The organism is Streptomyces sp. MspMP-M5 (assembly GCF_000373585.1).
Classification (GTDB): domain Bacteria; phylum Actinomycetota; class Actinomycetes; order Streptomycetales; family Streptomycetaceae; genus Streptomyces.
This window is the reverse complement of the sequence record NZ_KB891854.1, coordinates 89,047-115,089: the sequence shown is the minus strand read 5'-3', so window position 1 is coordinate 115,089 and position 26,043 is coordinate 89,047. Positions and strand designations below refer to the sequence as shown.

The following is a 26,043-nucleotide window of genomic DNA, read 5'->3' as shown; positions in this document are numbered from 1 at the left end:
GGGCCGGTCACCGCACCGGGTGGCCGGCCGCCCGCAGCGCGTCCTTGACCTGGCCGATGCGCAGATCGCCGAAGTGGAAGACGGAGGCGGCCAGTACGGCGTCGGCGCCGGCCGCCACCGCGGGCGCGAAGTGGCCGAGGCGGCCGGCGCCGCCGGAGGCGATGACCGGGACGGAGACGTGCCGGCGGACCGCCTCGATCATCTCCACGTCGTAGCCGTCCTTGGTGCCGTCGGCGTCCATGGAGTTCAGCAGGATCTCCCCGGCGCCCAGCTCCGCGGCGCGGTGCGCCCACTCCACGGCGTCGATCCCGGCCGAGCGGCGACCGCCGTGCGTGGTGACCTCGAAGGACCCTGACGCGGTGCGGCGGGCGTCGACGGAGAGGACCAGGACCTGGCTGCCGAAGCGTTCGGCGATCTCCTCGATCAGCTCCGGGCGGGCGATCGCGGCGGTGTTGACCCCGACCTTGTCGGCGCCGGCCCGCAGCAGCTTGTCGACGTCCTCCGCGGTGCGCACCCCGCCGCCGACGGTCAGCGGGATGAAGACCTGCTCGGCGGTGCGGCGGACCACGTCGTAGGTGGTCTCGCGGTTGCCGGAGGACGCGGTGATGTCGAGGAAGGTCAGCTCGTCGGCGCCCTCCTCGCCGTAGACCTTCGCCATCTCGACCGGGTCCCCGGCGTCGCGGAGGTTCTGGAAGTTGACGCCCTTGACGACGCGGCCGTTGTCGACGTCCAGGCAGGGAATGACGCGGACCGCCAGGGTCATGACGGGTTAGCCCTCTCGTTCGGTGTCCCGGGAGGTGTCCCGGAACGCTTCTAGTTCTACTTCCACCAGGACCCGGGAGTCGACGAAGCCGGAGACCACCACCAGGGTGGTGGCGGGCGGCGCGGCCTCGAACAGCTCGCGGTGGGCGCGGGCGGCGGCGTCCGCGTCCCGCAGGTGGGTCAGGTACATCCGGGTGCGCAGGACGTCGGCGGCGCCCAGCCCGAAGGGTTTGAGCGCCGCCAGCGCGTTGCCGAAGGCCACTTTGGTCTGGACGTAGGGATCGCCCTCGCCCTGGAGGACGCCGCCGACCAGCGGCATGGTGCCGGCGACCAGGACCCGGTCACCGGCGGCCACCGCGCGTGCGAAGCCGATCGACTCTTCCCAGGGACTGTCGGTCCGAACCCGCTCGATGCTCATCACGCCGCCTTCCTGTGGGGCCGGTTGCGGCACCCGCGGCCTACGACACCGCCGCCAGTGCCTCTTCGAGGGTGAACGCCTTCGCGTAGAGCGCCTTGCCCACGATGGAGCCCTCGACACCCGCCGGCACCAGCGCGGCGATCGCCCGCAGGTCGTCGAGGGAGGAGACGCCGCCGGAGGCGACGACCGGGCGCTCGGTGGCCGCGCAGACGTTCTTCAGCAGCTCCAGGTTGGGGCCCTGGAGGGTGCCGTCCTTGTTGATGTCGGTGACGACGTAGCGGGCACAGCCCTCGGAGTCCAGGCGGGCCAGCGTCTCGTAGAGGTCGCCGCCGTCACGGGTCCAGCCGCGGCCGCGCAGGGTCGTGCCGCGGACGTCCAGGCCCACCGCGATCTTCTCGCCGTGCTCGGCGATGATCTTGGCGACCCACTCGGGGTCCTCCAGCGCCGCGGTGCCGATGTTGACCCGGGTGCAGCCGGTGGCCAGGGCGGCGGCCAGCGAGTCGTCGTCGCGGATGCCGCCGGACAGCTCGACCTTGATGTCCATGGAGCGGGCGACCTCGGCGATCTGCGCGCGGTTGTCGCCGGTGCCGAAGGCGGCGTCCAGGTCGACCAGGTGCAGCCACTCGGCGCCGGCCGACTGCCAGGCCAGGGCGGCCTGCAGCGGATCGCCGTAGGAGGTCTCCGAGCCGGACTCGCCGTGCACCAGGCGGACGGCCTGGCCGTCGCGGACGTCGACGGCGGGCAGCAGTTCAAGCTTCTTCACAGCGTTCACGGGGTTCACAGGGTTCTGATCCAGTTGGAGAGGAGCTGGGCACCGGCGTCGCCGGACTTCTCGGGGTGGAACTGGGTGGCCCACAGCGGGCCGTTCTCGACCGCGGCGACGAACGGCTCGCCGTGCGTGGCCCAGGTGACCTTCGGCGCGGCCATCTGGACGTTGCCGATCTCCAGCTCCCAGTCGTGGACCGCGTAGGAGTGCACGAAGTAGTAGCGGGCGTCGGCGGGCAGCCCGGCGAAGAGCCGCGAGCCCTCGGCGGCGCGGACGGTGTTCCAGCCCATGTGCGGGACGACCTCGGCCTTGAGCGGGCCGACCGTGCCGGGCCACTCGTCGAGGCCCTCGGTCTCCACACCGTGCTCGATGCCGCGCCCGAAGAGGATCTGCATACCGACGCAGATGCCCATCACCGGGCGGCCGCCGGCCAGCCGGCGACCGATGATCCAGTCGCCGCGGACCTCCTTCAGCCCGCGCATGCACGCGGCGAACGCACCGACGCCGGGCACCAGCAGCCCGTCGGCGTTCATCGCGGCGTCGTAGTCGCGGGTGATCTCCACGTCGGCGCCGACGTGCGCCAGGGCCCGCTCGGCGGAGCGGACGTTGCCGAAGCCGTAGTCGAGGACCACGACCTTCTTGGCGGCCGTCGCCGACTGCGGCGCGGTCTGCTGTGCGGCGCTCAATTCCATACCTCCAGCCGCATCACCCCGGCCACCAGGCACATCGCCGAGGCGATGGCCATCAGGGTGATCACGGACTTGGGGATCTTCTGCTTCCAGAACGAGTAGACCCCGCCGAGGAGGAAGAGGCCCACGAGGATGAAGACGGTGGACAGGCCGTTCACTAGAGCGCGCCCTTCGTGGAGGGGAGGATGCCGGCCGCCCGCGGGTCGCGCTCGCTGGCGTAGCGCAGGGCCCGGGCGAGCGCCTTGAACTGGCACTCCACGATGTGGTGGGCGTTGCGCCCGTACGGGACATGGACGTGCAGCGCGATCTGGGCCTGGGCCACGAAGGACTCGAGTATGTGCCGGGTCATCGTGGTGTCGTAGGTGCCGATCATCGGCGCCATGTTCTCCGGCTCGGTGTGCACCAGGTACGGGCGGCCGGAGAGGTCGACGGTCACCTGGGCCAGCGACTCGTCCAGCGGGACGGTGCAGTTGCCGAAGCGGTAGATGCCGACCTTGTCGCCGAGCGCCTGCTTGAAGGCGGCGCCCAGCGCGAGGGCGGTGTCCTCGATCGTGTGGTGGGTGTCGATGTGCAGATCGCCGTCGGTCTTGACCTTGAGGTCGAAGAGGCCGTGCCGGCCGAGCTGGTCGAGCATGTGGTCGTAGAAGCCGACGCCGGTCGAGACGTCGACCTGGCCGGTGCCGTCGAGATCGATCTCGACCAGCACCGTCGTCTCCTTGGTGGTGCGCTCCACGCGCCCCACGCGGGCGGTCGCCCCGCTCATCGCTTGTTCTCCTTCAGGCTGCGTTCTTTCAGCACCGCGCGCACCGCGTCGAGGAACGCGTCGTTCTCGGCCGGGGTGCCGGCGGTGACCCGCAGCCAGCCCGGTACGCCGTTGTCGCGGACCAGCACGCCGTGGTCGAGGATCGCCTGCCAGGCGGCGTGCGCGTCGTCGAAGAGGCCGAACTGGACGAAGTTGGCGTCCGAGTCGACGACCTGGCAGCCGCTCGCACGCAGTTCGGTGACCAGGCGGTCCCGCTCGCCCTTGAGCTGCTCGACGTACGACAGCAGGGTATCGGTGTGCTCCAGGGCAGCGAGCGCGGTGGCCTGGGTGACCGCCGAGAGGTGGTACGGCAGCCGGACCAGCTGGACGGCGTCGACCACGGCGGGGTCGGCGGCGAGGTAGCCCAGCCGGAGCCCGGCGGCGCCGAACGCCTTGGACATCGTCCGGGAGAGGACCAGGTTCGGCCGGCCCTCGATCAGCGGCAGCAGCGACGGGCGGTGGCTGAACTCGACGTACGCCTCGTCGACCACCACCAGCGCGCCCCCGCTGCCCGCCCGGGCGGCCTGTGCGGCCTCGTACAGCGCGAGGACGGTGTCGGCCCCGACGGCGCTGCCGGTGGGGTTGTTGGGCGAGCAGACGAAGACCACGTCGGGCCGGTGCTCGGCGATGGCAGCGCGGGCGGCCGCCACGTCGATGGTGAAGTCGTCGTTGCGCGGGCCGGAGATCCAGCCGGTGCCGGTGCCGCGCGAGATCAGCGCGTGCATGGAGTACGACGGCTCGAAGCCGAGGGCGGTGCGGCCGGGGCCACCGAAGGTCTGGAGCAGCTGCTGGATGACCTCGTTGGAGCCGTTGGCGGCCCAGACCTGGCCGGTGGTGACCGGGTGGCCGGCGGTGCGGGTGAGGTAGGCGGCCAGCTCCGTGCGCAGCTCGACCGCGTCCCGGTCGGGGTAGCGGTTGAGGTGCCGGGCTGCCTCGGTGACCCGCTCGGCGATCCGCCGGACCAGCGGTTCGGGGAGCGGGTAGGGGTTCTCGTTGGTGTTGAGGCGCACCGGGACGTCCAACTGCGGCGCGCCGTAAGGGGACTTGCCGCGCAGCTCGTCCCGGATGGGGAGATCGTCGATCCTGGTCACGTGCCTGCTCACTTGCTCGGGGGTACCGTCCAGCCGAACCTTGCCTTGATCGCCGCGCCGTGGGCCGGGAGGTCCTCGGCCTCGGCGAGGGTCACCACATGGTGGGCGACGTCGGCCAGCGCGTCCCGCGAGTAGTCCACGACGTGGATGCCGCGCAGGAACGACTGGACGGACAGGCCGGAGGAGTGGCAGGCGCAGCCGCCGGTGGGCAGGACGTGGTTGGAGCCGGCGCAGTAGTCGCCGAGGGAGACCGGGGCGTAGGGGCCGACGAAGATCGCGCCGGCGTTGCGGACCCGGGCGGCGACCGCGGCGGCGTCCGCGGTCTGGATCTCCAGGTGCTCGGCGCCGTAGGCGTCCACCACCGCGAGGCCCTCGTCGAGGCCGTCGACCAGGACGATCGCGGACTGCCGGCCGGACAGCGCCGGCACGATGCGGTCCTCGACGTGCTTGGTGGCCTCGATCTGCGGGGCCAGCTCCTTCTCGGTGCGGTCGGCCAGCTCCTCGGAGTCGGTGACCAGGACCGCGGCGGCCATCGGGTCGTGCTCGGCTTGGCTGATCAGGTCGGCGGCGACGTGGACCGGGTCGGCGGTCGCGTCGGCGAGGACCGCGATCTCGGTGGGCCCGGCCTCGGAGTCGATGCCGATCCGGCCCTTGAGCAGGCGCTTGGCGGCGGCGACGTAGATGTTGCCGGGGCCGGTGACGAGGTTGGCCGGGGCGCACTCGTCGGTGCCGTAGGCGAACATCGCGACGGCCTGGGCGCCGCCCGCGGCGTAGACCTCGTCGACGCCGAGCAGGGCGCAGGCGGCGAGGATCGTCGGGTGCGGCAGGCCGCCGAAGTCACGCTGCGGCGGGGAGGCGACGGCGAGCGAGCCGACGCCGGCCTCCTGGGCGGGGACGACGTTCATGACGACGGAGGAGGGGTAGACCGACCGGCCGCCGGGGACGTAGAGGCCGACCCGTTCGACGGGGACCCAGCGCTCGGTGACCGTGCCGCCGGGCACGACCGTGGTGGTGACGTCGGTGCGGCGCTGCTCGCGGTGGACGATCCGGGCGCGCCGGATGGACTCCTCCAGGGCGGCGCGGACCTTCGGGTCCAGCGCGTCGAGCGCCTGGGTGAGGGCCTCGGCCGGGACCCGGACCCGCTCGATCTCGACACCGTCGAACCGCCGCGCGTACTCGATCAGCGCCGCGGTGCCGCGATGGCGTACGTCCTCGCAGATCGGCCGGACCTTCTCCAGGGCGGCTTCCACGTCGAACTCGGCACGGGGCAGCAGGTCGCGCAGGGCGGCGCCCTCGGGGAGGGCGGCACCACGCAGATCGATTCGGGAGATCACTCCCCCAGTGTCTCAGACCCGCCGCCGGGCCCGAGCGCCCGTATCAGTGAGTGATACGTAGTGCGGACGGGCCGGACGACCGCCGGACCGGACCGCGAAGTTGACCGGAGTTGGCCCTGACCACGCGTGTTCAACCCGTCACCGGGCGGGCAAGGGGTCGGTGCGGGCCCACGGGGAGCCCCGCGGGGCGGGCGGAACGGCGCCCGCCGGGACGCGTCCGAACAGGTATCGGGACCGGATACCGCACCGCCGGGGCCAGGGTCCCGGCCACCGGGGCACCGCCCCCGGCCGGTGTCCGGGGCACCGCGCGCGGCACGGCGAACACGAGACGACGAACGAGCGACCACCACAGACGGCCTGCCGGCAGGCACCGCGAGAGCGAGGGGGAGCCACAGTGACCGGAGCCAGGGACGGCGACGCGCCTGCCGACCTGCGACTGACGTCCGCGGAATGGAGCATGTGGCAGGCGTTCCGCAACGGCAGCACCTGCAACCTCCACAGCGGCGACCCGTCCCGGGACGATCCGCACGGGCAGCACCTGTGGGGCCCGGAGCGCCGGGTCCGGGCCCGGGTGGTGGCGCTGCTGCTGCTCGACGGGCCGCCGGCGCAGCCGGGCCGGGTGTCCGGGCTGCACCTGACCGGTGCGTACATCACGGACACTCTCGACCTTGCGGGCGGCACGATCAAGCCATTCGTGGAGCTGCGGGACTGCCGCTTCGAGGCCGAGGTGCTGCTGCCGGAGAGCCGGTTCACCACCCTGCGGATGGTGAACTGCGCGATACCCAGGCTGGAGGCGGCCCGGCTGCACACCGAGGGCGATCTGCATCTGCCGCGGTGCGTGGTCCACTCGGGCATCCGGCTGACCGACGCCCACATCGGCACCGACCTGATGCTCAATCAGGTCGTGGTGCACAAGGACCGGCAGGGCCGCTCGGTCATGGCGGACGGGATGACCGTCGCCCAGGACCTCCAGGCCGAGATGCTGGAGTCCTACGGTGAGCTGTCGCTGCGCGGCGCCACCGTCGGGGTGTCGCTGAGCCTGCGCGGCAGCCACCTGAGCAATCCGTTCGGCCGCCGGGCGCTGAACGCCCCCCAGCTGACCGTCGAGCGCACCCTCTATCTGACCGCCGCGGGCCTGGCCAACTCCCCGTTCTCCAGCGGCGCCACGCCCCCGTACGGCATCACCCACACCCCGGCCCGGGGCACCCGGATGCAGCGCTTCGAGTGCGAGGGCGGGGTGCGGCTGGACGACGGGCGGTTCGGGGACGCGGTGGACCTGGAGCACGCGCGGTTCATCATGGAGTCCGACCAGGAGCTGTCGCTGCGCCGCATCCAGACGCCGGAGCTGCGGTTCCTGGGCGAGCGCCCGCAGCGCGGCCGGGTGATCCTCTCCGGCGCCCGGGTCGTCAACCTCGTCGACAAGTCGGCGAGCTGGCCGGGGCTGGGCGGGCTGATGATGGCCGGCTTCGCCTACGAGACGCTGATCCCGCGCGGCCACTTCCCGCTGGCGCTGCGGCTCCAGTGGGTGGCCGCGGCGACCCCGGAGTACGCGCCCGAGCCGTACGAGATGCTGGCCGCCTCGCTGCGCGCGATGGGGGAGGACGCGGACGCCCGGGAGGTGCTGCTGGCCAAGCAGCGGCGGCGGCGCGAGACGCTGCCGCTGGCGGCGAAGGCGTGGGGCTTCCTCCAGGACTGGACGGTGGCGTACGGCTACCGCCCGGGGCGGGCCGCGGTGTGGATGGCGATCCTGTGGGCGCTCGGCACGGCGTACTTCGCCGCGTACCCGCCGCCGCCCCTCAAGCACGACGAGGCGCCGCCGTGGAACCCGTACCTCTACTCCCTGGACCTGCTGCTGCCGGTCATAGACCTCTACCAGGGCGGCGCGTGGAAACCGGGCGGTGCCGCCCAGTGGGTGGCGGCGGTGATGATCATGGCGGGGTGGGTCCTGGCGACGACGATCGCGACCGGCGCCTCCCGGTTGCTGCGGCGGCAGTAGGGGCGGCCCCGGTCGGGACGCGCCGGACAGGCCGTAGGCTTACGGACTGTGTCCTCCGTGCGTCTGCCCCTGTTCCCGCTCAATTCGGTGCTGTTCCCGGGCCTGGTGCTGCCGCTGAACGTCTTCGAGGCGCGATATCGGGCCATGATGCGCGATCTGCTGGAGCGGCCCGAGGACGACCGCCGGTTCGCGGTGGTCGCCATCCGGGACGGCCGGGAGGTCGCGTTCACCGCGCCGGGCCTGCCGGACGCCACCGCGCCGACCGCCACCGGCCCGGCCGCGGGCTTCGGCGACGACCCGATCGTGGCCTTCCACACGGTCGGCTGCGTCGCGGACGCGGCGACCATCCAGCAGAAGGCGGCCGGCGGCTACGAGGTCCTGGCCACCGGCACCACCCGCTTCCGGCTACTGTCGGTGGACGCCTCCGGGCCGTATCTGACGGGCGAGCTGGAGCCGTTGGAGGAGGACCACGGGGAGGGCGCGGGCGCCCTGGCGTCCGGTGTGGTGCGGGCCTTCCGCACCTATCAGAAGCGGCTGGCCTGGGCGAACGAGCGGACCCTGACCGGCGACCAGGAGCTGCCCGCCGACCCGTCGGTGCTGTCGTACCTGGTCGCCGCGGCGGCCGTGCTGGACGTGCCCGCCAAGCAGCAGTTGCTGGCGGCGCCGGACACCGCGGACCGGCTGCGTCAGGAGCTGGAACTCCTTCGCCGGGAGGCGGCGGTGATCGGTAAGCTCCCGTCGCTGCCGGCCGTGGAGCTGACCCGGCAGCCGACCAGTCCCAACTGACGCACCGGCAGCACGAGATACGGTCCCGGGGCCGCCGGCTCCGCGTTCGAACGAGGCGAGACACGTTGACGAAGCAGCCGAAGAAACCGAAGCAGGGGAAGAAGGGCGCCGCGCAGGCCGGGGGCACGCCCGCGACGGTGGCGCTGACCGCGGCCGGTGTCCCGTTCACGGTGCACGCCTACGACCACGACCCGGCGGCGGCCTCGTACGGCGAGGAGGCCGCCGAGGCGCTCGGCGTCTCCCCCGACCAGGTCTTCAAGACGCTGCTGGCGGACGTGGACGGTGCCCTGACGGTGGCCGTGGTCCCGGTCTCCGGCTCGCTGGATCTGAAGGCGCTGGCCTCCGCGGTGGGCGGCAAGCGGGCCGCGATGGCCGATCCGGCGGCGGCCGAGCGCAGCACCGGCTATGTGCGGGGCGGGATCTCGCCGCTGGGGCAGCGCAAGCGGCTGCGGACGGTCGTGGACGCCTCGGCGGAGGGCCGGCCGACGGTGTGCGTCTCGGCGGGCCGGCGCGGCCTGGAGGTCGAGCTCTCCCCCGGCGACCTGGTCGCCCTGACGGACGCCCGGGTCGCGCCGATCGCACGGGGCTAGATAAGTGAGCCGGGGTCCGGGCCCGCGCCCTTGATCCGCCGGGCAGGTCCGTAAGCCCCGTCGGTGCCGCCGCGCGCCCCCGGGTGTCGCCGCCGGCGCCGCGGTGGGGCTTCCGCGGGCACCCGTCCTCGGTTACGACCGGGGAGGAGGTACGCCATGTCGAAGAGGACCCGTAAGCGGAAGTGGCGCGTCCGGAAGGGGCGCGCCAACCACGGCCGCCGGCCGTCCTGAGGGGCGGCCGGCGGGGCGGTTCAGCCGGCCGTCGGCGGCTGCTGGTGGTGTCCGGACCAGTCCGGCACCATCAGCGCGTCGGCCTCCGGATCGCGCGGCCCGAAGAGCCCAGTCAGCGCGATCTGGGTGATCATCCCGGCGATCGGCCAGGCCAGCAGGGCGCCCTTGGCCTGGAGCCGCAGCGGGCCGTCGAAGACGACCCCGGCGCCGACCTGCTTGGCGTGCGCGACCACGTCCGGCGTGGGGCCCAGCCACATGCCGGTCAGCCAGCCCAGCACCGCGCCCAGCAGCCCGCCGGCGGCCAGCGACACCACGAGCGGGATGCCGCCGCGGCGCCGGAGGAGGAAGACCACGGCCGCGGTGACCACGCCGAAGCCGAACGCCAGCAGGAAGAAGGTGCCGTCGGCGCCGATCGCCTCCTCGCCCTCGGTGTTCTTGAGGTAGACGTTGCGGGTGTCCGCGATCAGCGGGACGCGCGGCGCCAGCCAGGCCCACAGCACGCCCAGCAGCACCCCGCTCACCGCGACGGCCAGCGCGATCAGCACGCCTTCGCGCAGTTCGCGGGCCAGCTCGGGGCGACCGGCGGAGGTGCCGGGTGCGGTGGATTCGCCGGCCGCGGCCGATGCGGCGGGTGCGCCGGAGTCGGGGCCGGCTGAGTCGCCGGGTTCCCCGCCGGCGGCCGACGGGTGCCGGTGGGGCTCTTCGGGCGGTTGGTTCTCGTGGGGCGTCTGCGCTGCGGTCACCCCGTCATCGTGCCAGGCCGGCGCCGTGGTCCCGGCAGCAGGACGCCCGCGTGCCCCGTGTGCGCCTGCCGCGCCGGTGCCGTCGTTCACCGGACCGCCGCCCGGCGGTACGCCCAGGTGGCCACGGCCAGCGAGAGCACCCCGACGGCCGCGCAGATGCCGAGGTCGCCGGCGACCGCGGGCCAGTCCGGGTGCGGGGCGAAGGTGCGCGCCAGCGCCTCCACCCCGTAGGTGGAGGGCAGCAGATCGCGGGCCCAGCCGATCGGCTCGGGCATCCGCCCGGCCGGCAGCACCCCCAGCAGCAGCGCCGCCGACATGCCCAACTGGCCGCCGAGGGTGGCGAGTTCCTGGCGCGGGGCGAGCAGCCCGAGGGCCGCGCCGAGCCCGGACAGCGCCGCGCCGGCCAGCGGCACCACCGCGACCAGCACCCACAGGTGGGCCATCGGCAGCTGGAACAGCAGACAGCCGACGACCGCGGTGACCGCCGTGCCCGGCACGGTGAAGGAGGCGTAGGCGGCGGCCGCACCGAGCACCACGGCGGCCGGCGGCACCGGCAGCGTCGCGTAGTGGTCGAGGCCGCCGCCGGCCCGCAGCTGACCGAAGTACTGGGCCAGGAGGTTCAGCGCGACGAAGGCGACGACCAGCACGGCGGAGCCGGAGACCACCGACCAGGCCGGGTCGCCGCCGCTGACCACCCCGCGCAGCAGGACCATGATCCCGACGGACTGGAAGGTGGCGACGAACAGCAGCGGTATCCGGGCGACCCGGGCCCGGGAGAGCTGGGCGCGGTAGACGGCACCGAGGGCGGGCAGCAGCCGGGCCCGGGGCGCGAGCGGGGCGGCGGCGCCGGCCCCGTCGTCCGGTCCGGTCCCGTCGTCCGGTCCCGCTCCGCCGGCCGGTCCGGTCGCTGTCCGCGCGGACATCACACTCATGCCGCCACCCGGCTTTCCTCGACACGCGGTCGGTCCGTCGTGCGCACGAGCGGCCGCCCGCCCGCGTTCCTGCTCGTCCGGCCCCGGGCCGGGGGCGCCGCCGTGCTCACGCCTTCACCAGCCCCTCCGCGCGCCCGCCCAGACAGACGTAGACGTCCTCCAGGCTCGGCGTGGCCAGGGTGAAGTCGTCCAGGGCCGCGAAGGCGGGGCCCGCGGTGACCGCGGTGACCGCGGAGCGGGCCCGGTCGGCGGGGAGCCGCAGGGTCCAGCGGCGGCCGGTGGCACGGGCCTCGGCGGCCAGCGCGGCGACCTCGGGGACGTCGAGCGGCGGCCGGTCCCGCCAGACCAGCTCCAGCCGGACCTCCTCTCCCACCAGTTCCTTCAGCCGGCCGGGCGTGTCGCAGGCGATCACCCGCCCCCGGTCGATCACCGCGACCCGGTCGAGCACGCTCTCGGCCTCCAGGACGTTGTGGGTGACCAGGACGACGGTCACGCCCCGCTCGGCGCGGCGGCGGTCCACCGCGGCCCACACCGCCCGCCGGGCGACCGGGTCCATGCCGGTGGTCGGCTCGTCCAGCACCAGCAGCGGGCGCTCGCCGATCAGCGCGGTGGCGAAGCAGGCCAGCCGCCGCTGGCCGCCGGAGAGCTTCTTCAGCGCCCGGCCGGCGAGCGGCCCGAGGCCCAGCTCGTCGAGGACCGCGTCGCGTTCGGCGCGGGCCGCGGCGGCGTCCAGGCCGCGCAGCCGGCCGGTGGTCTCCACGGCCAGGGAGACGGTCAGCTCGTCCAGCGCGGTCGACTCCTGGCCGAGATAGCCCAGCAGCCGCGCGGCCCGCTCCGGGTGCCGCACCAGGTCGTGGCCGAGGACGACGATGCTGCCGGCGTCCGGCCGGAGCAGTCCGGTCAGCTGGCGGACCAGGGTGGACTTGCCGGCGCCGTTGGGGCCGAGCAGCCCGAAGATCTCGCCGCGGCGGACGTCGAGGCTGATGCCGTCGCTGGCGCGTACCGCCGGCGCGCGTTCCGCCCCGCGCCGCCCGCGCGGCGCGGGATAGGTCTTGACCAGGTCCCGCACGACGCACACCGGCGCGCCGTGCTCCACCTGTTTTGCGCCCGTCTTCACGAGCTACGAGGGTACGCGGCCCGGGGCGGCCGCCGGTCCCGGGGGCCGCCCGGGACCGGCGCGCACAGCCGGCGCACAGCTTCGGGCCGGGCGGTCAGTCGCCGGCCGGGGCGTGTTCGGCGGCGGTGCGGAGGTCGACCTCGCGCCAGAAGCCGGCCCGGATGGCGTAGCGGTCGTGCTCGTCGATCTGGTCGTCCTTGTGGGCGAGCAGGCCGAAGCGGGCGGCGTAGCGGAGGAGTTCCCCGTCGATGCGGTGCGGGATGCGGGGGTACTCAGTGGAGAGCTGCTGGAGGTGGACGGCGTCGGAGAGCCGCTCGGTCCAGCGGCGGGCGAAGACCTGGCCGACCTCGAAGGGGTCGCCGCCGACGGCGGTGATGTCCTCCTCGCGGTCGGCCCAGCGCTGTTCGGCGCTGGTGAGCTGGGCGAGGGTGGGCAGCGAGGCGGTCTCGGCCGGTTCGCCGAGCGGGCCGCTGCGCTCGATCCAGCCCTTGTCGGAGGACCAGCGGAGGGTGGCGGCGGGCTGGCTGCCGTTCTGCGCGGGGCCGGGGGCGGAGTTCTGCAGCGCGGGCCGGCCGAGGCCGGCGAGGTCCTTGGGGGTGGGGACGCCGCGGGAGCCGCCGGGGCCGCTCTCGCCGACCGGCCCGCCGTCGTCGGCGGCCGAGGCCGGGCCCGACGGTCCGTCGTGGCCGTCCACCGCGTCGGGGCCGGAGGCGGCGGCCGCCGCGGCGGCGACCGCGGTCTCCGGGAGCGGGGCGGAGAGGATCGCGGCGATCTCGGGGCGCGGGGCGGGCGGCGGGGCGCAGGGGCCGCCCAGCTCCTTGGCGCGGACCGCGCCGGTGATCCAGGCGCGGTCCAGCACCCGCCGTTCGTCGGCCTCGGCGACCAGGTCCTCGGACTGGTTGTAGTCGCCGTCGGCGGCCTGGACGGCCCAGAGGTGGACGGCGACGCCGTGCTCCTTGGCGGACATCAGGCCGGGCAGCAGATCGCCGTCGCCGGTGACCAGCACGATGTCGGAGCAGGCGCGGTTGCGGGCGAGTTCGGTCAGCTCGGCGTGCATGGCGGCGTCCACGCCCTTCTGCGCCCAGCGCCCGTCGCTGCGGGTCAGGGCGCCCAGCCGGACGGTGACCCGGGGCATCACCCGCAGCCGGCGGTGCTCGGGCTGCGGGACGCGGTCGGGGGCGCCGTCGAACCAGTAGATGCGCAGCAGCGGCCGTTCGGTGTCGGCCTCGGCGCGCCGGCGCAGTCCCTGGATGAGGGCGGCGTGGTCGACGGTGATCCGGGAACGGGCGGGTTCTCCGGCGAGCAGGCTGGCGGCGGCACCGAGCAGATACCCGGCGTCCACCAGGACGACGCAGCGGTCCACGTTCCACCCTCTTCCCTGAGGTGCTGAAGTCCGGTCGCCCCCCGGCTCGGCCCGTGGCACGAGTGCTCTTCGGCTTCCTTCGAGTCTGCCCGACCGAACGGGGGTTATCTGCGCGAACTCGATCTTCGGCGTGGCGGATTCACGTTCGGCCGTCCGCACGGCGCGTAACTGCCGTTGTCACCCAGGGTAATTGCCCGAAATGCAGGGATCTGTCCGCCGTGTAAGTCTGATTCCGGCCGATCCCAAGATCCCCCTCAGGAGGCACGATCATGGCCAAGAACAAGAAGGACCGGAAGCAGTCCAAGGAGAGTCAGCCCCAGCGCGGTCAGCAGCAGTCCGAGAAGTCGACCCTCGAAGCGATCTCGCACTCGCAGGCCCAGGGCAGCCCGGCGGACGTCGCACGCAAGCAGCAGCGCCGCTTCGGCCACAACTGACGGTCCGGCCGGGCCGCCGTGCGGTCCCCCAACCGACGTGCGCCACTGATGACTTGAGAGGGGCGCGCCCGAACCGTGCGGGCGCGCCCCTCGTCGTACCGGGCCGGGGCGGCGCCCCGGCCGGATGCCTCAGCCGGCCAGGCAGGACGGGCCGAGCAGCACCTTCAGATCACCGAACAACGACGGGTCGGCGGTGACCCGGTGGCGGTCCAGGCGGAGCACCGTGGTCTTCCGCACGCCCTGCAGCCGGATGCGGACCTCGGTGGAGCCGCGGTGGCTGCTGAGCACCTCGCCGAGCTTCTCGACCATCGGCGGGGTCACCTTCACCGCCGGAATGGTGATCGTCACCGGGGCGTTGGCGCCGGCCTCCGAGAGGTCGGGGACCATCATCTCCATGGCGACCAGCCGCGGCACGTCCTCCCGCTTGTCGAGGCGGCCCTTGACGAACACCACGGTGTCCTCGACGAGTTGGGTCGACACCAGCTGGTACGTGGCCGGGAAGAACATGCAGTCGAGGGAGCCGGCGAGGTCCTCGACGGTGGCGATGGCCCAGGCGTTGCCCTGCTTGGTCATCTTGCGCTGGAGGCCGGAGATGATGCCGCCGATGGTGACGATCGAGCCGTCGGAGTAGTCGCCGCCGGTCAACTGGGCGATGGCGGCGTCCGCCTTGTCGCTCAGCACGTGCTCCAGGCCGAAAAGCGGGTGGTCGGAGACGTAGAGACCGAGCATCTCGCGCTCCTGGGCGAGCAGATACGTCTTGTCCCACTCCTCCTCGGAGAACTGCACGTCCAGCCCGAAGCCGGGGCCGTCGGCGGTGCCGTCGCCGGCGTCGCCCATCCCGCCGAAGAGGTCGAACTGGCCCTCCGCCTCCTTGCGCTTGACCTGGACGACGTTGTCGATCATCGACTCGTAGTGCGCCGTCAGGCCCTTGCGGGTGTGGCCCATCTCGTCGAAGGCGCCGGCCTTGATCAGCGATTCGGTGGTGCGCTTGTTGCAGACCACCGCGTCGACCTTGTCGAGGTAGTCGGGGAAGGAGGAGTACTTCCCCTTGGCCTTGCGGCAGCGGATGATCGAGTCGACGACGTTCTGGCCGACGTTCCGCACGGCGGTGAGGCCGAAGAGGATGACGTCGTCGCCCTGGGCGGCGAAGTTGGCCTCGGACTCGTTGACGTTCGGCGGGAGGACCTTGATGCCCATCCGGCGGCACTCGTTCAGATAGACCGCGGACTTGTCCTTGTCGTCGCGCACGGACGTCAGCAGCGCGGACATGTACTCGGCCGGGTAGTTGGCCTTGAGGTAGGCGGTCCAGTAGGTGACCAGGCCGTACGCGGAGGAGTGCGCCTTGTTGAAGGCGTAGCCGGCGAACGGGACCAGGACGTCCCACAGGGCCTGGATGGCCTCGTCGGAGTAGCCGTTCTTCTTGGCGCCGGCCTGGAAGATGGTGAAGTTCTTGGCCAGTTCCTCGGGCTTCTTCTTGCCCATCACGCGGCGGAGGATGTCGGCCTCGCCGAGGGAGTAGCCGGCGATGATCTGGGCGGCCTTCTGCACCTGCTCCTGATAGACGATCAGGCCGTAGGTCAGACCCAGGGTCTCCTTGAGCGGCTCTTCCAGCTCCGGGTGGATCGGGGTGATCTCCTGGCGGCCGTTCTTGCGCTCGGCGTAGTTGATGTGCGAGTTCATGCCCATCGGGCCCGGGCGGTACAGGGCCGAGACGGCGGAGATGTCCTCGAAGTTGTCGGGCTGCATCTGGCGCAGCAGCGAGCGCATCGGGCCGCCGTCGAACTGGAAGACGCCGAGGGTGTCGCCGCGGCAGAGGAGTTCGAAGGTCTTGGGGTCGTCGAGCGGGACGGAGAGCAGCTCCAGGTCGATGCCCTTGTTGGCCTTCACCATCTTCAGGGCGTCGTCCATGATGGTGAGGTTGCGCAGGCCCAGGAAGTCCATCTTCAGCAGGCCGAGCGACTCGCACTGCGGGTAGTCCCACTGCGTGATGGTGACGCCGTCGGTGTGCCGCACCCAGACCGGGGCGTGGTCGATGATGGGCTCGCTGGACATGATCACGCCGGCCGCGTGCACGCCCATCTGCCGGACCAGGCCCTCGACGCCCTTGGCGGTGTCGATGACCTTCTTGACGTCCGGCTCGTTCTCGTACATCCCCCGGATCTCGCCGGCTTCGTTGTAGCGCGGGTGCGAGGGGTTGGTGATGCCGTCGAGGTCGATGCCCTTGCCGAGGACGTCGGCGGGCATGGCCTTGGTGAGGCGGTCGCCCATGGCGTACGGGTAGCCGAGGACGCGGGCGGAGTCCTTGATGGCGTTCTTGGCCTTGATCTTGCCGTAGGTACCGATCATGGCGACCTTGTCGGCGCCGTACTTCTCCGTGACGTACCTGATCACCTCGACGCGCCTGCGCTCGTCGAAGTCGATGTCGACGTCGGGCATGGAGACGCGCTCGGGGTTGAGGAACCGCTCGAAGATCAGGCCGTGCTCGATCGGGTCGAGGTCGGTGATGCCCATGGCGTAGGCGACGATCGAGCCGGCCGCGGAGCCACGGCCGGGGCCGACCGCGATGCCGTTGTTCTTCGCCCACATGATGAAGTCGGCGACCACGAGGAAGTAGCCGGGGAACCCCATCTGGATGATGACGTCCATCTCGTACTCGGCCTGCTTCATGCGGTCCTCGGGGACGCCGGCCGGGTACCGGCGCTCCATGCCGCGCCGGACCTCCTCCTGGAACCAGGTGACCTCGGTGAAGCCCTCCGGGATGTCGAACCGCGGCATCAGGTCGCGCTTCTCGAACATGCCGGTGGTGTCGACCTGCTCGGCGACCAGCAGGGTGTTGCGGCAGCCCTCCTGCCAGGCGTCCGAGGAGTCGATGGCGTACATCTCGTCGGTGGACTTGAGGTAGTAGCCGGTGCCGTCGAACTTGAAGCGGTCGGGGTCGGAGAGGTTCTTGCCGGTCTGGATGCACAGCAGCGCGTCGTGCGCGGTCGCCTCGTGGGCGTAGGTGTAGTGCGAGTCGTTGGTGACCAGCGGGGGGATGCCGAGCTTCTTGCCGATCTCCAACAGGCCGTCGCGCACCCGGCGCTCGATCTCGATGCCGTGGTCCATCAGCTCCAGGAAGTACCGGTCCTTGCCGAAGATGTCCTGGTACTCGGCGGCGGACTTCAGGGCCTCGTCGTACTGGCCCAGGCGCAGCCGGGTCTGGAGCTCGCCCGAGGGGCAGCCGGTGGAGGCGATCAGGCCCTCGGACCACTGGGAGAGGGTCTCCTTGTCCATCCGGGGCCACTTCTGGAGCCAGCCCTCCTTGTAGGCGTCGGAGGAGAGGCGGAAGAGGTTGTGCAGACCGGTGCTGTTCGCCGCCCAGATCGTCTTGTGGGTGTAACCACCCGAGCCGGAGACGTCGTCGCGCTTCTGGTGCGGCTGGCCCCACTGGATCTTGCGCTTGTTGCGCCGCGACTCGGGGGCGACGTACGCCTCGATCCCGATGATCGGGGTGATCCCGGCCTTCTTCGCGGAGTGGAAGAAGTCGTAGGCACCGTGGAGGTTGCCGTGGTCGGACATGGCGATGTGCGTCATCCCCATGTCCTGGCACGCCTTGAACATGTCGGAGAGCCGCGCCGCACCGTCCAGCAGCGAGTACTGGGTGTGGACATGCAGGTGCGTGAAGGGCGGCTTGGCCACGGCGCTGAACCTCCGGTGGTGACAGTCGTCAGGGTCGTCGGGAGCGGTCGGAAGGGGCGGGCGGAGAGGTCGGGAGGGATGGGTGGGACGGTGTTGAAGTCTACGACCCGGGACTGACAGCGGCGGCCGGATCCGGGGCACCCGGCGACCCTCCGGGGCGACGGCCGCCGCGACGGGCGGCGTCCCGCGCCGCGCCCGCCCGGAGTCCGCCGGGGACGCCGCCGGGGCCCCGCCGGGCGGACCGCCGGGCACTCCCGGGCGCCCTCGTGCGTTCTCCGGTCTGATCTCCGTCCGCTTTCCGTCCGTTTTCCGTCAGCTTTCCCGGCACTCCAGGAGGCACCAGCGATGCCGATCCCCCATGCCCCGGCCCGGCACAGCACGCACCCCGGCCAGGACACCGACCGTCGCGACGGGGCGATCCTCGCCGCCCTCGACGCCGTCCCCGGGCCGGCCCTGCGCCGGATGGCCGGCTCCCCCACCGCGTTCTTCCGGGGCGCCGCGGCCCTGTTCCACCACGACCTGGCGGCCTCCGGCGCGGGTGCACAGGGAGCGCCGTATCTGGACGAGCGGACCAGCCGGGTGTGGATCCACGGCGATCTGCACGCCGGGAGCTTCGGCGCCTACCTGGACGCCACGGGCCGTCTGGTGTTCGGCGTCACCGGATCGGATGAGGGATACGTCGGCCCGTTCACCTGGGACCTGAAGCGGTGCGCGACCTCGGTGGCGCTGCTCGGCCACGCCCGGGGGCTGAGCGATGCGCGGATCACCGAACTGGTGCGGGCCTTCGCCGCGTCCTACCGGGAGCACGTCCACGCGCTGGCCTCCGGCGCGGACGCGGCGCCGCCGTGCACCCTGGACACCGCCGACGGCCCGCTGCTCGCGGTGCTGCGCGCGGCCCGCGGCCGGACCCGGGCCGGGCTGCTGGCGCCGCTGACCGAGCTGTCCGACGGGGAGCGGCGGTTCACCGGCGGCCGCGGCGTCGTCGAGCTGGACGCGGCGGCCCGCTACACGGTCCTGGCGGCGTTCGACGGCTATCTGGAGACGCTGCCGGAGACCGGCCCGGCCCGCCCCGAGGCGTACCGGATCAAGGACGTGGTGGGCCGGCGCGGCCCCGGCACGGACGGCGCGGCCGCCTACGACCTGCTGCTGGAGGGCGCCAGCGACGTCCTGGAGAGCGATGTGGTGCTGACCGTGCGGCCGGCGCCGGCCTCGTCGCTCGCCCGGTACCGCCCGGTCCCGGACGTCGCGGAGCACGTCCGGCACGACGGGCACCGGGCGGCGCTGGCCCGGCGGGCCCTCCAGGCGCACGCCGATCCGTGGCTGGGCTGGACCGCGCTGGACGGCGTGGGCCTCCTGGTGGGCGAGGTCGCCCCGTACACGGCCGGGCTGGACTGGTCCGCGCTCGACGACCCGGAGGAGATCGCCGCGGCCGTCGCCGGGCTCGGCCGGGTCACCGCGGCCGCGCACGCCGCGGGCGACGGCAAGCAGCGGCATCCGCTGGTGCCGTTCCGGCCCGAGCGGGCCGTCGACGCCGCCCTCGCGGCCGACGAGGACGGATTTGGACCGCTGCTGGCGGACTTCGCGCACGCCGGCGCGGCCCGCGCCCGCGCCGACCACCGGATCTTCGTCGACCTGCTCCGCGACGGCCGGTTCCCGGTCGTCTAGACGAGCGAGTCCGACCACACGGGCGTGCCCCCTTAGTACCCCTTTAGCCGGCCCCATGGCACACTCGCTGGCGATGGACATCTCGGCGGCACACCTGCGGGCACTGCGCGCGGCGCTCTTCACGGCGCTGTGCGTCGCGCTGTCGTCGGCGTCCCATGTGCTGCTCTCCCGTATGCCGCTGCCGCCGGTCACCGTCGCCGTGACCGGCGCCGCGGTGTTCGCGCTGGCCTACGCGCTGGCCGGCCGCGAGCGCGGCTACTGGCGGATCGCCGGGCTGCTGCTCCCCCTGGAGCTGGCCGCCGACGCGGTCTTCAGCCTCGGCCAGCACACCTGCTACGGCGCGGACGGAGCCCCGGCCGGACCGTCCCACTCGCTGAGCACGATGCTGCTCTGCGGCGGCGGACCGGTCGGCGGACCGCTGGCCCAGCTGACCCGGGAGGGCGGCGCCCCGGCCCCGGCCTGGCTGCTGCTGCTCGCCGCGCACCTGGCCGTCGGGCTGCTGGCGGCCGGCTGGCTGCGCCGCGGCGAGGCCGCGCTGGTGCGGCTGCTGGGCGCGGTGGCCGGCTTCGCCTTCCGCCCGCTGCTGCTGGCGGCCGCGGTCCTGGGCCGCGTCCTGACGCCGCGCCGCGCGGTGCCCGCCCCCGTACGGACCGCGCCGACCCCCCGGTCCCGGCCCCTGCTCGTGCACTCCGTGGTGCGCCGCGGACCGCCCTGCGCGCTCGCCGCCTGACGGCCTCCGGGCCCGGCGGCCGGCGCACGCCCGTACGGCAGGTACGGCGCGTACGCCCCCGGTAGCGCGCATCCCGTCCCACGGTCCACGGAAACCACGGAGCAGAACAGTCATGAGCAACCGCAACAGCCAGGCCAACAAGCAGGCAGCCCGCGAGCGGCTGCGCGCCGAGCGCGAACGGCAGGCCAAGAAGGAACGCACCCGCCGGCAGTTGATCGTCGCCGGCTCGGTCGTCGCGGTGCTGGCGGTGGCCGGCGGCATCGGCCTCGCGGTCGCCAACTCCGGCGGCAGCGGCGGCGGCAGCGGCTCCGGCGCCGACGTCTGGGCGAAGGCCGCCAAGGCCAAGCCCGTCCCGCCCGCCCACACCAGCGGCCCCGACGGCACCACCGTCGTCGTCGGCAAGGCCGACGCCAAGAACACCCTGCAGCTCTTCGAGGACCCGCGCTGCCCCGGCTGCGCCGCCTTCGAGGAGACCGTCGGCGCGACGGTCGAGAAGGACATCAGCGACGGCAAGTACAAGGCGGAGTACCACATCGGCACGTTCCTGGACGGCAACCTCCAGGGCACCGGCTCCAAGAACGCGCTGAGCGCGCTGGGCGCCGCGCTGAACGTCTCCCCGGACGCCTTCCTGAAGTACAAGTACGCGCTGTACTCCAAGCAGTACCACCCGGACGAGACCGGCCCGGACAAGTTCGCCGACGACGGCTACCTGCTCAAGGTGGCCGACACCGTCCCGGCCCTGAAGGGCAACGCCGCCTTCCAGAAGGCCGTCAAGAGCGGCACCTTCGACGCCTGGGCGATGGCGATGTCCAAGGAGTTCGACTCGCACAAGGACGTCCGCAGCACCCCGACGGTGAAGATGAACGGCGCGGAGCTGGGCACCCAGACCGCGCAGGGCCCGGTCGCGCCGTCCTCGGTCGCGGACTTCACCGCCCAGGTGGACAAGAACCTCAAGAAGTGACCCCCGGGTCCTGACGCCGGGCTCCGCCCCGGCACCGGCATCGGCCGGCGTGCTGCGCGCACGCCGGCCGATGCCAAATCTTGACCCGGTTTTCCGTCGTGCCCATGGCAGACTCCCGGCCATGCAGGGGAGGGGAGTTGGCCCGGCGGCCCGGCCCGGGGCCTCGCCCGGGAGCCGCGCGGGGGCCCGCACCCCCGCCTGTCCGCACGCCGCTCGCCCGCTCCCGCCGCCCGCGCACTGCGTACGCCGCCGCGGCCCGCCCGTCCCGGCCGCCGTCTGACGCCCGTACCGCACCAGCCAGGCAGCACCGAAGGATCGGACACCCCCCATGAGCAACCGGAACACCCAGGCCAGCAAGCAGGCCGCCCGCGAGCGGATCCGCGCCCAGCGCGAGAAGGAGAAGAAGAAGGAGCGGCTGCGCCGGCAGCTGATCGTGGCGGTCTCCGTCGTCGGCGTCCTGGCGGTCGCCGGCGGCATCGGCTACGCCGTGATGAAGGCGAACGAGCCGACCGGCTGGGAGGCCGCCAAGGAGGCCAAGTTGGTCACCCCGGCACACACCCAGGGCAAGAACGGCACCGAGATCCTCATCGGCGACAAGAAGGCCACGCAGACGCTGGAGGTCTTCGAGGACGTCCGCTGCCCGGCGTGCGCGGCCTTCGAGCAGACCACCGGCAGGGAACTGCTCAAGGACATCCACGACGGCCGCTTCAAGGTCCGCTTCACGATGTACTCCTTCATCGACGACGCGCAGGGCGGCGAGGGCTCCAAGAACGCGCTGAGCGCGCTCGGCGCGGCCCTGAACATCAGCCCCGAGGTGTTCCTGAAGTACAAGTCGGCGCTGTACTCGGCCAAGTACCACCCCGACGAGCGCGAGGACCTCTACGCGAAGGACGCCGAGCTGCTGAAGGTGGCCGCCGACGTGCCGGAGCTGAAGGGCAACAAGGCGTTCGAGAAGCAGGTGAAGGACGGGACCTACGACCGCTGGGCGATGGAGATGACCGCGCTCTTCGGCCGCAAGGGCGTGCGCGGCACCCCCACCTTCATGCACGGCGACAAGAAGCTGACGATGGCGGAGATCCCGCAGCGGCAGATGACGCAGCAGCAGTACGAGGCGCTCGCGCAGGCCAACTTCCGCAAGATGATCGACGCGGAGTTCGGCCCGGCGAAGGGCGGCGCGGACAAGGGCGGGGACGCCGGCAAGGACGGCGGCGGCCAGGGCATCGCCAAGGGCGAGAAGGACCCGACCGGCGGCAACTGACCGCCGCGGCACGGCGGTTGGGGCCCCGCCCTGTAACGCCGTGCCCGGCCTCGACCGGCCCCGGCTCAGCCCCGCTCGGGCAGATCGGCCAGGAACCCCAGCGCCACCTTCCAGGCGCTCTCCGCCGCGGAGGCGTCGTAGTCCGGCAGGTCGGGGTCGGTGAAGAGGTGGCCGGCGCCGGCGTAGCGGAACACCTCGACGTCGGCGCCGGCCCGGCGCATCCGCAGGTACCAGGCGTTCAGCCAGTCGTGCGGCTCGTACGGGTCGGGGTCGGCGACGTGCAGCTGCACCGGCAGCTCGTCGGCGACGGCGCCGTCGGGGAGGTCGGAGGTGCCGTGCAGCAGGAGCAGCCCGCGGGCCTTCTCGTCGGCGAGGGCGAGGTTCTGCGCGACCGCGCCGCCGAAGGAGAAGCCGGCGTAGACCAGTCCGCGGTCGGAATACGGGGCGGCGGCCGCGACGGCGCGGCGGAGCAGTTCGTCCTTGCCGATCTCGTCCTTGATCACGATGCCGTCGGCGACCGAGTCGGCGGTCCGGCCGCCGAACAGGTCGGGGACGATCACCTCGTGGCCCGCGGCGCGCAACCGGTCCGCGCCGGCGTGCACCGCGGGGCGCAGCCCGCACACCGAATGAAACAGCACGATGGTGGAGGAACCGCTGGTCGCGGGCTCGGCGGAGGCGGGCACTGACATCACTTCCCTGGGGTTGGATCGCTTGCCCCCATCGTGCCAGCTACGGTCGGGAGAACCCGAAGGAGCACACCGCACCGAGGAGGAGACCGTGTCCCTGGAGGCCGTGCTGCGCCCGATCGCCGTCGTCGGGGGCTCGCTGGTGGTCACGACCGTCCTGGTCTGGCTGATCGACCGGGCCCTTGCGCGAATCGACACCCGGCACCCGGAGACCCCGCTGTGGGGGCTGCTGCGGCGCTGCCGGATACCGCTCCAACTCATGCTCGCCGCCGCCCTGTTGCTCGGCACCTTCGACCAGACCGAGATCCCGGTCGTGGTGCACCACGCGGTGGGCATCGGCCAGGCACTGACGCTGGTGCTGATAGCCGCCACCGCCTGGCTGCTGGTGCGGGCCGCGGCGGCGATCGTGGAGTCGTCGTACACCCGCTATGCGGCCGGCGCCCGGGACGCGGCGCGGGTGCGGCGGGTGCGGACGCAGGTGACGCTGATCCAGCGGGTGGTGACCGCGGCCGTGATACTGATCGCGGCGGCCTCGATGCTGCTGACGTTCCCGCAGATGAGGGCGGTGGGCACGTCCGTGCTGGCGTCCGCCGGGCTGGTGGGCATCGTCGCCGGTATCGCCGCCCAGTCCACGCTGGGCAATCTCTTCGCCGGACTCCAGATCGCGTTCGGCGACATGGTCCGCATCGGGGACACCGTGGTCGTGGACGGCCAGTGGGGCACCGTCGAGGAGATCACCCTGACGTTCCTGAGCGTGCGGACCTGGGACGAGCGCCGGATCACCATGCCGGTGTCGTACTTCACCAGCAAGCCGTTCGAGAACTGGTCGCGCGGCGGCGCCCAGATGACCGGCGCGGTCTTCTTCCACCTCGACCACTCCGCCCCGGTGGAGAAGATGCGGCAGCATCTGCACGAGCTGCTCCAGGAGAGCCCGGAGTGGGACGCCCGGTCCTGGAGCCTGGTGGTCACCGACACCACCCCGTCCACCATCGTGGTGCGCGCCCTGGTCACCGCCCGGGACTCGGACGCGCTGTGGACGGTGCGCTGCCAGGTCCGCGAGCGGATGATCGAGTGGCTGCGCACCGAGCACGCCTACGCGCTGCCGCGGATCGCCACCGCGCCGGCGCCGTCCGCCGAGGAGCACCGGCGCGGCCTGCCGTCCGGCCCGGCGGACGGCCCGCACGGCCGGGACGCCCCGCACGACCGGCACGGCCCGGGCGCCACCGGGGGCCGCTGACCGGCCACCGCCCCGAGGGCCGCGCCCGGGCCCGCCGGCCCTACGGGGCCGCCCGCAGGCTCCGCATGTCCAGATGGCGCAGCACCCGGTCGACGATCTCCGGGTCGGCGCCCGGTTCGCTGCGCGCCGCCAGCACCTCGTGCCGGGCGGCCGAGAGCATCTCGTTCTGGATCCGCTGGACCTTCTTCAGCCGCGAGATGCGCTTCTCGAACAGCTCGCGCCGCTCGTCGTCGACGATGTCCGGCGCGATCCGGGCCCCGATGTCGTAGGCCCGGCGGGCCAGTTGGTCGGCGACCTCGTCGGACACCTCCTCGACCTCCAGGACCTCCTTCAGCCGCCGCTTGGACGCCTTGATCACCCGCAGCGCCAGCTCCCGCTCCAGCGCGTCCGCCGCGTCGGTGTCGGCCCGCACCCGCAGCCTGCGCACCAGCCACGGCAGCGTCAGCCCCTGGACGACCAGGGTGGAGAGCACCACCGCGAAGGCGATGAAGAGGATCTCGTCGCGGGCCGGGAAGGGCCCGCCGTCCACGCCGAACGGGATGGCCAGCGCCAGCGCCACCGAGGCCACCCCGCGCATCCCGGACCACCACATGATGACCGTCTCGCGCCAGCTCATCGGGATGTCCTCGTCGTAGTCCCGGCGCTTGTGCATCCGCTTGGCGAGCCAGGCCGCGGGCAGCAGCCACACCAGCCGTACCGCGACGACCACCCCCACCACCGCGGCGCCGGCGGCCAGCATCGGGCCCCAACGGCCGGCGGCGGCGCCGATGATGTTGTGCAGCTCCAGGCCGATCAGCCCGAAGGCGACGCCGGTGACGAGGGTGTCGACGACCTCCCAGAAGGTGTAGCCGGCCAGCCGGCCCAGCACGTCGTCCGCGTCGACCGCGTACTCGGCCAGGAACAGCCCGCAGGTCAGTACCGCGAGCACGCCCGACCCCTTGAACTCCTCGGCCAGCACGTACGACACGAACGGCACCAGCAGCGTCAGCCCGATCTGCAGCGTCGGATCGCCCAGCCGCCCCATCAGCTGGTTGGTGACCCAGCCGAGCGCCAGGCCGACCGCTATGGCGACGACGGCGGAGAGCACCAGCGAGCCCACCGCGCCGGGCACCGAGAAGCTGCCGCTGACCACCGCGGCCAGTGCGACGTGGTACAGCACGATCGCGGTGACGTCGTTGAACAGCCCCTCGCCCTCCAGGATGGAGACCATGCGGCGGGGCAGCCCGAGTTTGCCGGCCACCGCGGTGGCGGCCACCGGGTCGGGCGGGGCGACCAGCGCCCCCAGGACGACCGCGGCGGCCACCGGCATCCCGGGCACCACCGCCTGGGCCACCGCCGCGACCGCCGCCGTAGTGGCGAACACCAGCAGCACGGCGAGCAGGAAGATCGGCCGGAGGTTGGCCGTGAACTGCCGCCAGGAAGTGCGCTGGACGGCCGCGTAGAGCAGCGGCGGCAGCACGATCGGCAGGATGTACTCCGGCGGCACCTGGACGTTGGGCACGAACGGGAGCAGTGCCAGCACCGCGCCCGCGAGCGTCATCAGTACCGGCGAGGGCAGGCCCAGCCGGTCGCCGAGCGGCACCATCACCACCGCTCCGAGGAGGAGGACGAACAGCAGGGCCAACTGATCCACGGTGGCTACGCTCCGGGGCGGTCGATTTCGATCACATTCCGCCCCAAGCGTGCCACGAAGTGATCAGATGCCCGCTTTCGCCGACCGGGTCGCTCCGAACCGATCCGGGCCGATCCGCGCCGGCCCGGCTCCCGTGCCGCG

24 protein-coding genes are annotated in these 26,043 nt (G+C 72.9%); 9 read left to right on the top strand and 15 right to left on the bottom strand.

Annotated features, from left to right (window positions below; translation table 11 throughout):
- Positions 1-7: 7 nt before the first annotated feature.
- From hisF to hisD, 8 genes are read right to left on the bottom strand one after another with little or no spacing between them, the layout of a single operon-like run.
- On the bottom strand, positions 8-763 hold the full coding sequence (hisF, locus tag B073_RS0103680; RefSeq protein WP_018536738.1) for an imidazole glycerol phosphate synthase subunit HisF: 756 nt from the start codon (positions 761-763) through the stop codon (positions 8-10).
- A gap of 6 nt (positions 764-769) precedes the next feature.
- Positions 770-1,180 (bottom strand): Rid family hydrolase, encoded by a 411-nt coding sequence (locus B073_RS0103675; protein WP_018536737.1) that lies wholly within the window; start codon positions 1,178-1,180, stop codon positions 770-772.
- Positions 1,181-1,220: 40 nt separating this feature from the next.
- A complete protein-coding gene (priA, locus tag B073_RS0103670) occupies positions 1,221-1,943 on the bottom strand; it encodes a bifunctional 1-(5-phosphoribosyl)-5-((5-phosphoribosylamino)methylideneamino)imidazole-4-carboxamide isomerase/phosphoribosylanthranilate isomerase PriA (protein ID WP_026247032.1) in 723 nt (240 codons plus the stop codon).
- A 14-nt stretch (positions 1,944-1,957) separates the two neighbouring features.
- Positions 1,958-2,638, bottom strand: a complete 681-nt coding sequence (hisH, locus tag B073_RS0103665; RefSeq protein WP_051093904.1) for an imidazole glycerol phosphate synthase subunit HisH — start codon at positions 2,636-2,638, stop codon at positions 1,958-1,960.
- Positions 2,629-2,793, bottom strand: a complete 165-nt coding sequence (locus B073_RS47055) for a hypothetical protein (protein ID WP_018536734.1) — start codon at positions 2,791-2,793, stop codon at positions 2,629-2,631. The genes hisH and B073_RS47055 overlap by 10 nt, the downstream gene beginning before the upstream one ends.
- The gene (hisB, locus tag B073_RS0103655; RefSeq protein WP_018536733.1) at positions 2,793-3,398 is read right to left on the bottom strand and encodes an imidazoleglycerol-phosphate dehydratase HisB; all 606 of its coding nucleotides are present in this window, start codon (positions 3,396-3,398) and stop codon (positions 2,793-2,795) included. Before hisB ends, B073_RS47055 begins: the two co-directional genes overlap by 1 nt.
- Complete coding sequence (locus B073_RS0103650; protein ID WP_018536732.1) at positions 3,395-4,528, bottom strand: histidinol-phosphate transaminase; 1,134 nt, start codon at positions 4,526-4,528, stop codon at positions 3,395-3,397. The genes hisB and B073_RS0103650 overlap by 4 nt, the downstream gene beginning before the upstream one ends.
- An 8-nt stretch (positions 4,529-4,536) precedes the next feature.
- Positions 4,537-5,862: a histidinol dehydrogenase gene (gene hisD / locus B073_RS0103645; protein ID WP_018536731.1), complete on the bottom strand. Its 1,326-nt coding sequence runs from the start codon at positions 5,860-5,862 to the stop codon at positions 4,537-4,539.
- A gap of 394 nt (positions 5,863-6,256) precedes the next feature.
- Between hisD and B073_RS0103640 the strand changes: the two genes are divergently transcribed.
- The 3 genes from B073_RS0103640 to ybaK all read left to right on the top strand — a co-directional run bounded on the left by B073_RS0103640 (position 6,257) and on the right by ybaK (position 9,234).
- On the top strand, positions 6,257-7,858 hold the full coding sequence (locus B073_RS0103640) for a hypothetical protein (protein ID WP_026247029.1): 1,602 nt from the start codon (positions 6,257-6,259) through the stop codon (positions 7,856-7,858).
- 48 nt (positions 7,859-7,906) lie between these two features.
- Complete coding sequence (locus B073_RS0103635) at positions 7,907-8,644, top strand: LON peptidase substrate-binding domain-containing protein (protein ID WP_026247028.1); 738 nt, start codon at positions 7,907-7,909, stop codon at positions 8,642-8,644.
- A gap of 65 nt (positions 8,645-8,709) precedes the next feature.
- Positions 8,710-9,234, top strand: coding sequence for a Cys-tRNA(Pro) deacylase (ybaK, locus tag B073_RS0103630; RefSeq protein ID WP_018536728.1), 525 nt, complete (start codon positions 8,710-8,712; stop codon positions 9,232-9,234).
- A 251-nt stretch (positions 9,235-9,485) separates the two neighbouring features.
- On the opposite strand, the gene B073_RS39020 is transcribed toward ybaK, so the two are convergent.
- The 4 genes from B073_RS39020 to B073_RS0103610 all read right to left on the bottom strand — a co-directional run bounded on the left by B073_RS39020 (position 9,486) and on the right by B073_RS0103610 (position 13,620).
- On the bottom strand, positions 9,486-10,208 hold the full coding sequence (locus B073_RS39020; protein WP_018536727.1) for a DUF2567 domain-containing protein: 723 nt from the start codon (positions 10,206-10,208) through the stop codon (positions 9,486-9,488).
- An 86-nt stretch (positions 10,209-10,294) separates the two neighbouring features.
- Complete coding sequence (locus B073_RS0103620) at positions 10,295-11,140, bottom strand: ABC transporter permease (protein WP_018536726.1); 846 nt, start codon at positions 11,138-11,140, stop codon at positions 10,295-10,297.
- Between the two features lie 106 nt (positions 11,141-11,246).
- Complete coding sequence (locus tag B073_RS0103615; RefSeq protein ID WP_018536725.1) at positions 11,247-12,236, bottom strand: ATP-binding cassette domain-containing protein; 990 nt, start codon at positions 12,234-12,236, stop codon at positions 11,247-11,249.
- A gap of 115 nt (positions 12,237-12,351) precedes the next feature.
- Entirely contained in the window at positions 12,352-13,620 is a 1,269-nt protein-coding gene (locus B073_RS0103610) for an NYN domain-containing protein (RefSeq protein WP_018536724.1), read from the bottom strand.
- Between the two features lie 269 nt (positions 13,621-13,889).
- Between B073_RS0103610 and B073_RS47050 the strand changes: the two genes are divergently transcribed.
- A complete protein-coding gene (locus B073_RS47050; RefSeq protein WP_018536723.1) occupies positions 13,890-14,054 on the top strand; it encodes a hypothetical protein in 165 nt (54 codons plus the stop codon).
- Positions 14,055-14,183: 129 nt separating this feature from the next.
- Here B073_RS47050 and dnaE read toward each other — a convergent pair whose 3' ends face one another.
- A complete protein-coding gene (gene dnaE / locus B073_RS0103600; RefSeq protein ID WP_018536722.1) occupies positions 14,184-17,732 on the bottom strand; it encodes a DNA polymerase III subunit alpha in 3,549 nt (1,182 codons plus the stop codon).
- A 345-nt stretch (positions 17,733-18,077) separates the two neighbouring features.
- Between dnaE and B073_RS0103595 the strand changes: the two genes are divergently transcribed.
- The 4 genes from B073_RS0103595 (at position 18,078) to B073_RS0103580 (ending at position 22,346) form a co-directional block, all read left to right on the top strand.
- Positions 18,078-19,397, top strand: a complete 1,320-nt coding sequence (locus B073_RS0103595) for a DUF2252 family protein (RefSeq protein ID WP_018536721.1) — start codon at positions 18,078-18,080, stop codon at positions 19,395-19,397.
- 73 nt (positions 19,398-19,470) lie between these two features.
- Positions 19,471-20,127 (top strand): hypothetical protein, encoded by a 657-nt coding sequence (locus tag B073_RS0103590; RefSeq protein WP_026247027.1) that lies wholly within the window; start codon positions 19,471-19,473, stop codon positions 20,125-20,127.
- 112 nt (positions 20,128-20,239) lie between these two features.
- Positions 20,240-21,088 carry a thioredoxin domain-containing protein gene (locus B073_RS0103585; protein WP_018536719.1) on the top strand — a complete coding sequence of 283 codons (849 nt, stop codon included), beginning with the start codon at positions 20,240-20,242 and terminating at the stop codon, positions 21,086-21,088.
- A 328-nt stretch (positions 21,089-21,416) separates the two neighbouring features.
- Positions 21,417-22,346, top strand: a complete 930-nt coding sequence (locus B073_RS0103580) for a thioredoxin domain-containing protein (protein ID WP_018536718.1) — start codon at positions 21,417-21,419, stop codon at positions 22,344-22,346.
- A 65-nt stretch (positions 22,347-22,411) separates the two neighbouring features.
- Here the strand turns inward: B073_RS0103580 and B073_RS0103575 are convergent, their stop codons facing one another.
- The gene (locus tag B073_RS0103575; protein ID WP_199788103.1) at positions 22,412-23,035 is read right to left on the bottom strand and encodes a dienelactone hydrolase family protein; all 624 of its coding nucleotides are present in this window, start codon (positions 23,033-23,035) and stop codon (positions 22,412-22,414) included.
- Positions 23,036-23,129: 94 nt separating this feature from the next.
- On the opposite strand from B073_RS0103575, the gene B073_RS0103570 reads away from it, so the two are divergent.
- Positions 23,130-24,269 (top strand): mechanosensitive ion channel family protein, encoded by a 1,140-nt coding sequence (locus B073_RS0103570; RefSeq protein WP_026247026.1) that lies wholly within the window; start codon positions 23,130-23,132, stop codon positions 24,267-24,269.
- A gap of 40 nt (positions 24,270-24,309) precedes the next feature.
- Here B073_RS0103570 and B073_RS0103565 read toward each other — a convergent pair whose 3' ends face one another.
- Complete coding sequence (locus tag B073_RS0103565) at positions 24,310-25,902, bottom strand: Na+/H+ antiporter (protein WP_018536715.1); 1,593 nt, start codon at positions 25,900-25,902, stop codon at positions 24,310-24,312.
- Positions 25,903-26,043 lie beyond the last annotated feature (141 nt).

What these genes read in the sequence shown, in the direction of transcription:
- hisF (WP_018536738.1), bottom strand. Translation starts at nt 763, where the DNA reads ATGACCCTGGCGGTCCGCGTCATTCCCTGCCTGGACGTCGACAACGGC.
- B073_RS0103675 (WP_018536737.1), bottom strand. Translation starts at nt 1,180, where the DNA reads ATGAGCATCGAGCGGGTTCGGACCGACAGTCCCTGGGAAGAGTCGATC.
- hisH (WP_051093904.1), bottom strand. Translation starts at nt 2,638, where the DNA reads ATGGAATTGAGCGCCGCACAGCAGACCGCGCCGCAGTCGGCGACGGCC.
- hisB (WP_018536733.1), bottom strand. Translation starts at nt 3,398, where the DNA reads ATGAGCGGGGCGACCGCCCGCGTGGGGCGCGTGGAGCGCACCACCAAG.
- B073_RS0103620 (WP_018536726.1), bottom strand. Translation starts at nt 11,140, where the DNA reads ATGAGTGTGATGTCCGCGCGGACAGCGACCGGACCGGCCGGCGGAGCG.
- B073_RS47050 (WP_018536723.1), top strand. Translation starts at nt 13,890, where the DNA reads ATGGCCAAGAACAAGAAGGACCGGAAGCAGTCCAAGGAGAGTCAGCCC.
- B073_RS0103595 (WP_018536721.1), top strand. Translation starts at nt 18,078, where the DNA reads ATGCCGATCCCCCATGCCCCGGCCCGGCACAGCACGCACCCCGGCCAG.
- B073_RS0103590 (WP_026247027.1), top strand. Translation starts at nt 19,471, where the DNA reads ATGGACATCTCGGCGGCACACCTGCGGGCACTGCGCGCGGCGCTCTTC.
- B073_RS0103585 (WP_018536719.1), top strand. Translation starts at nt 20,240, where the DNA reads ATGAGCAACCGCAACAGCCAGGCCAACAAGCAGGCAGCCCGCGAGCGG.
- B073_RS0103580 (WP_018536718.1), top strand. Translation starts at nt 21,417, where the DNA reads ATGAGCAACCGGAACACCCAGGCCAGCAAGCAGGCCGCCCGCGAGCGG.
- B073_RS0103575 (WP_199788103.1), bottom strand. Translation starts at nt 23,035, where the DNA reads ATGTCAGTGCCCGCCTCCGCCGAGCCCGCGACCAGCGGTTCCTCCACC.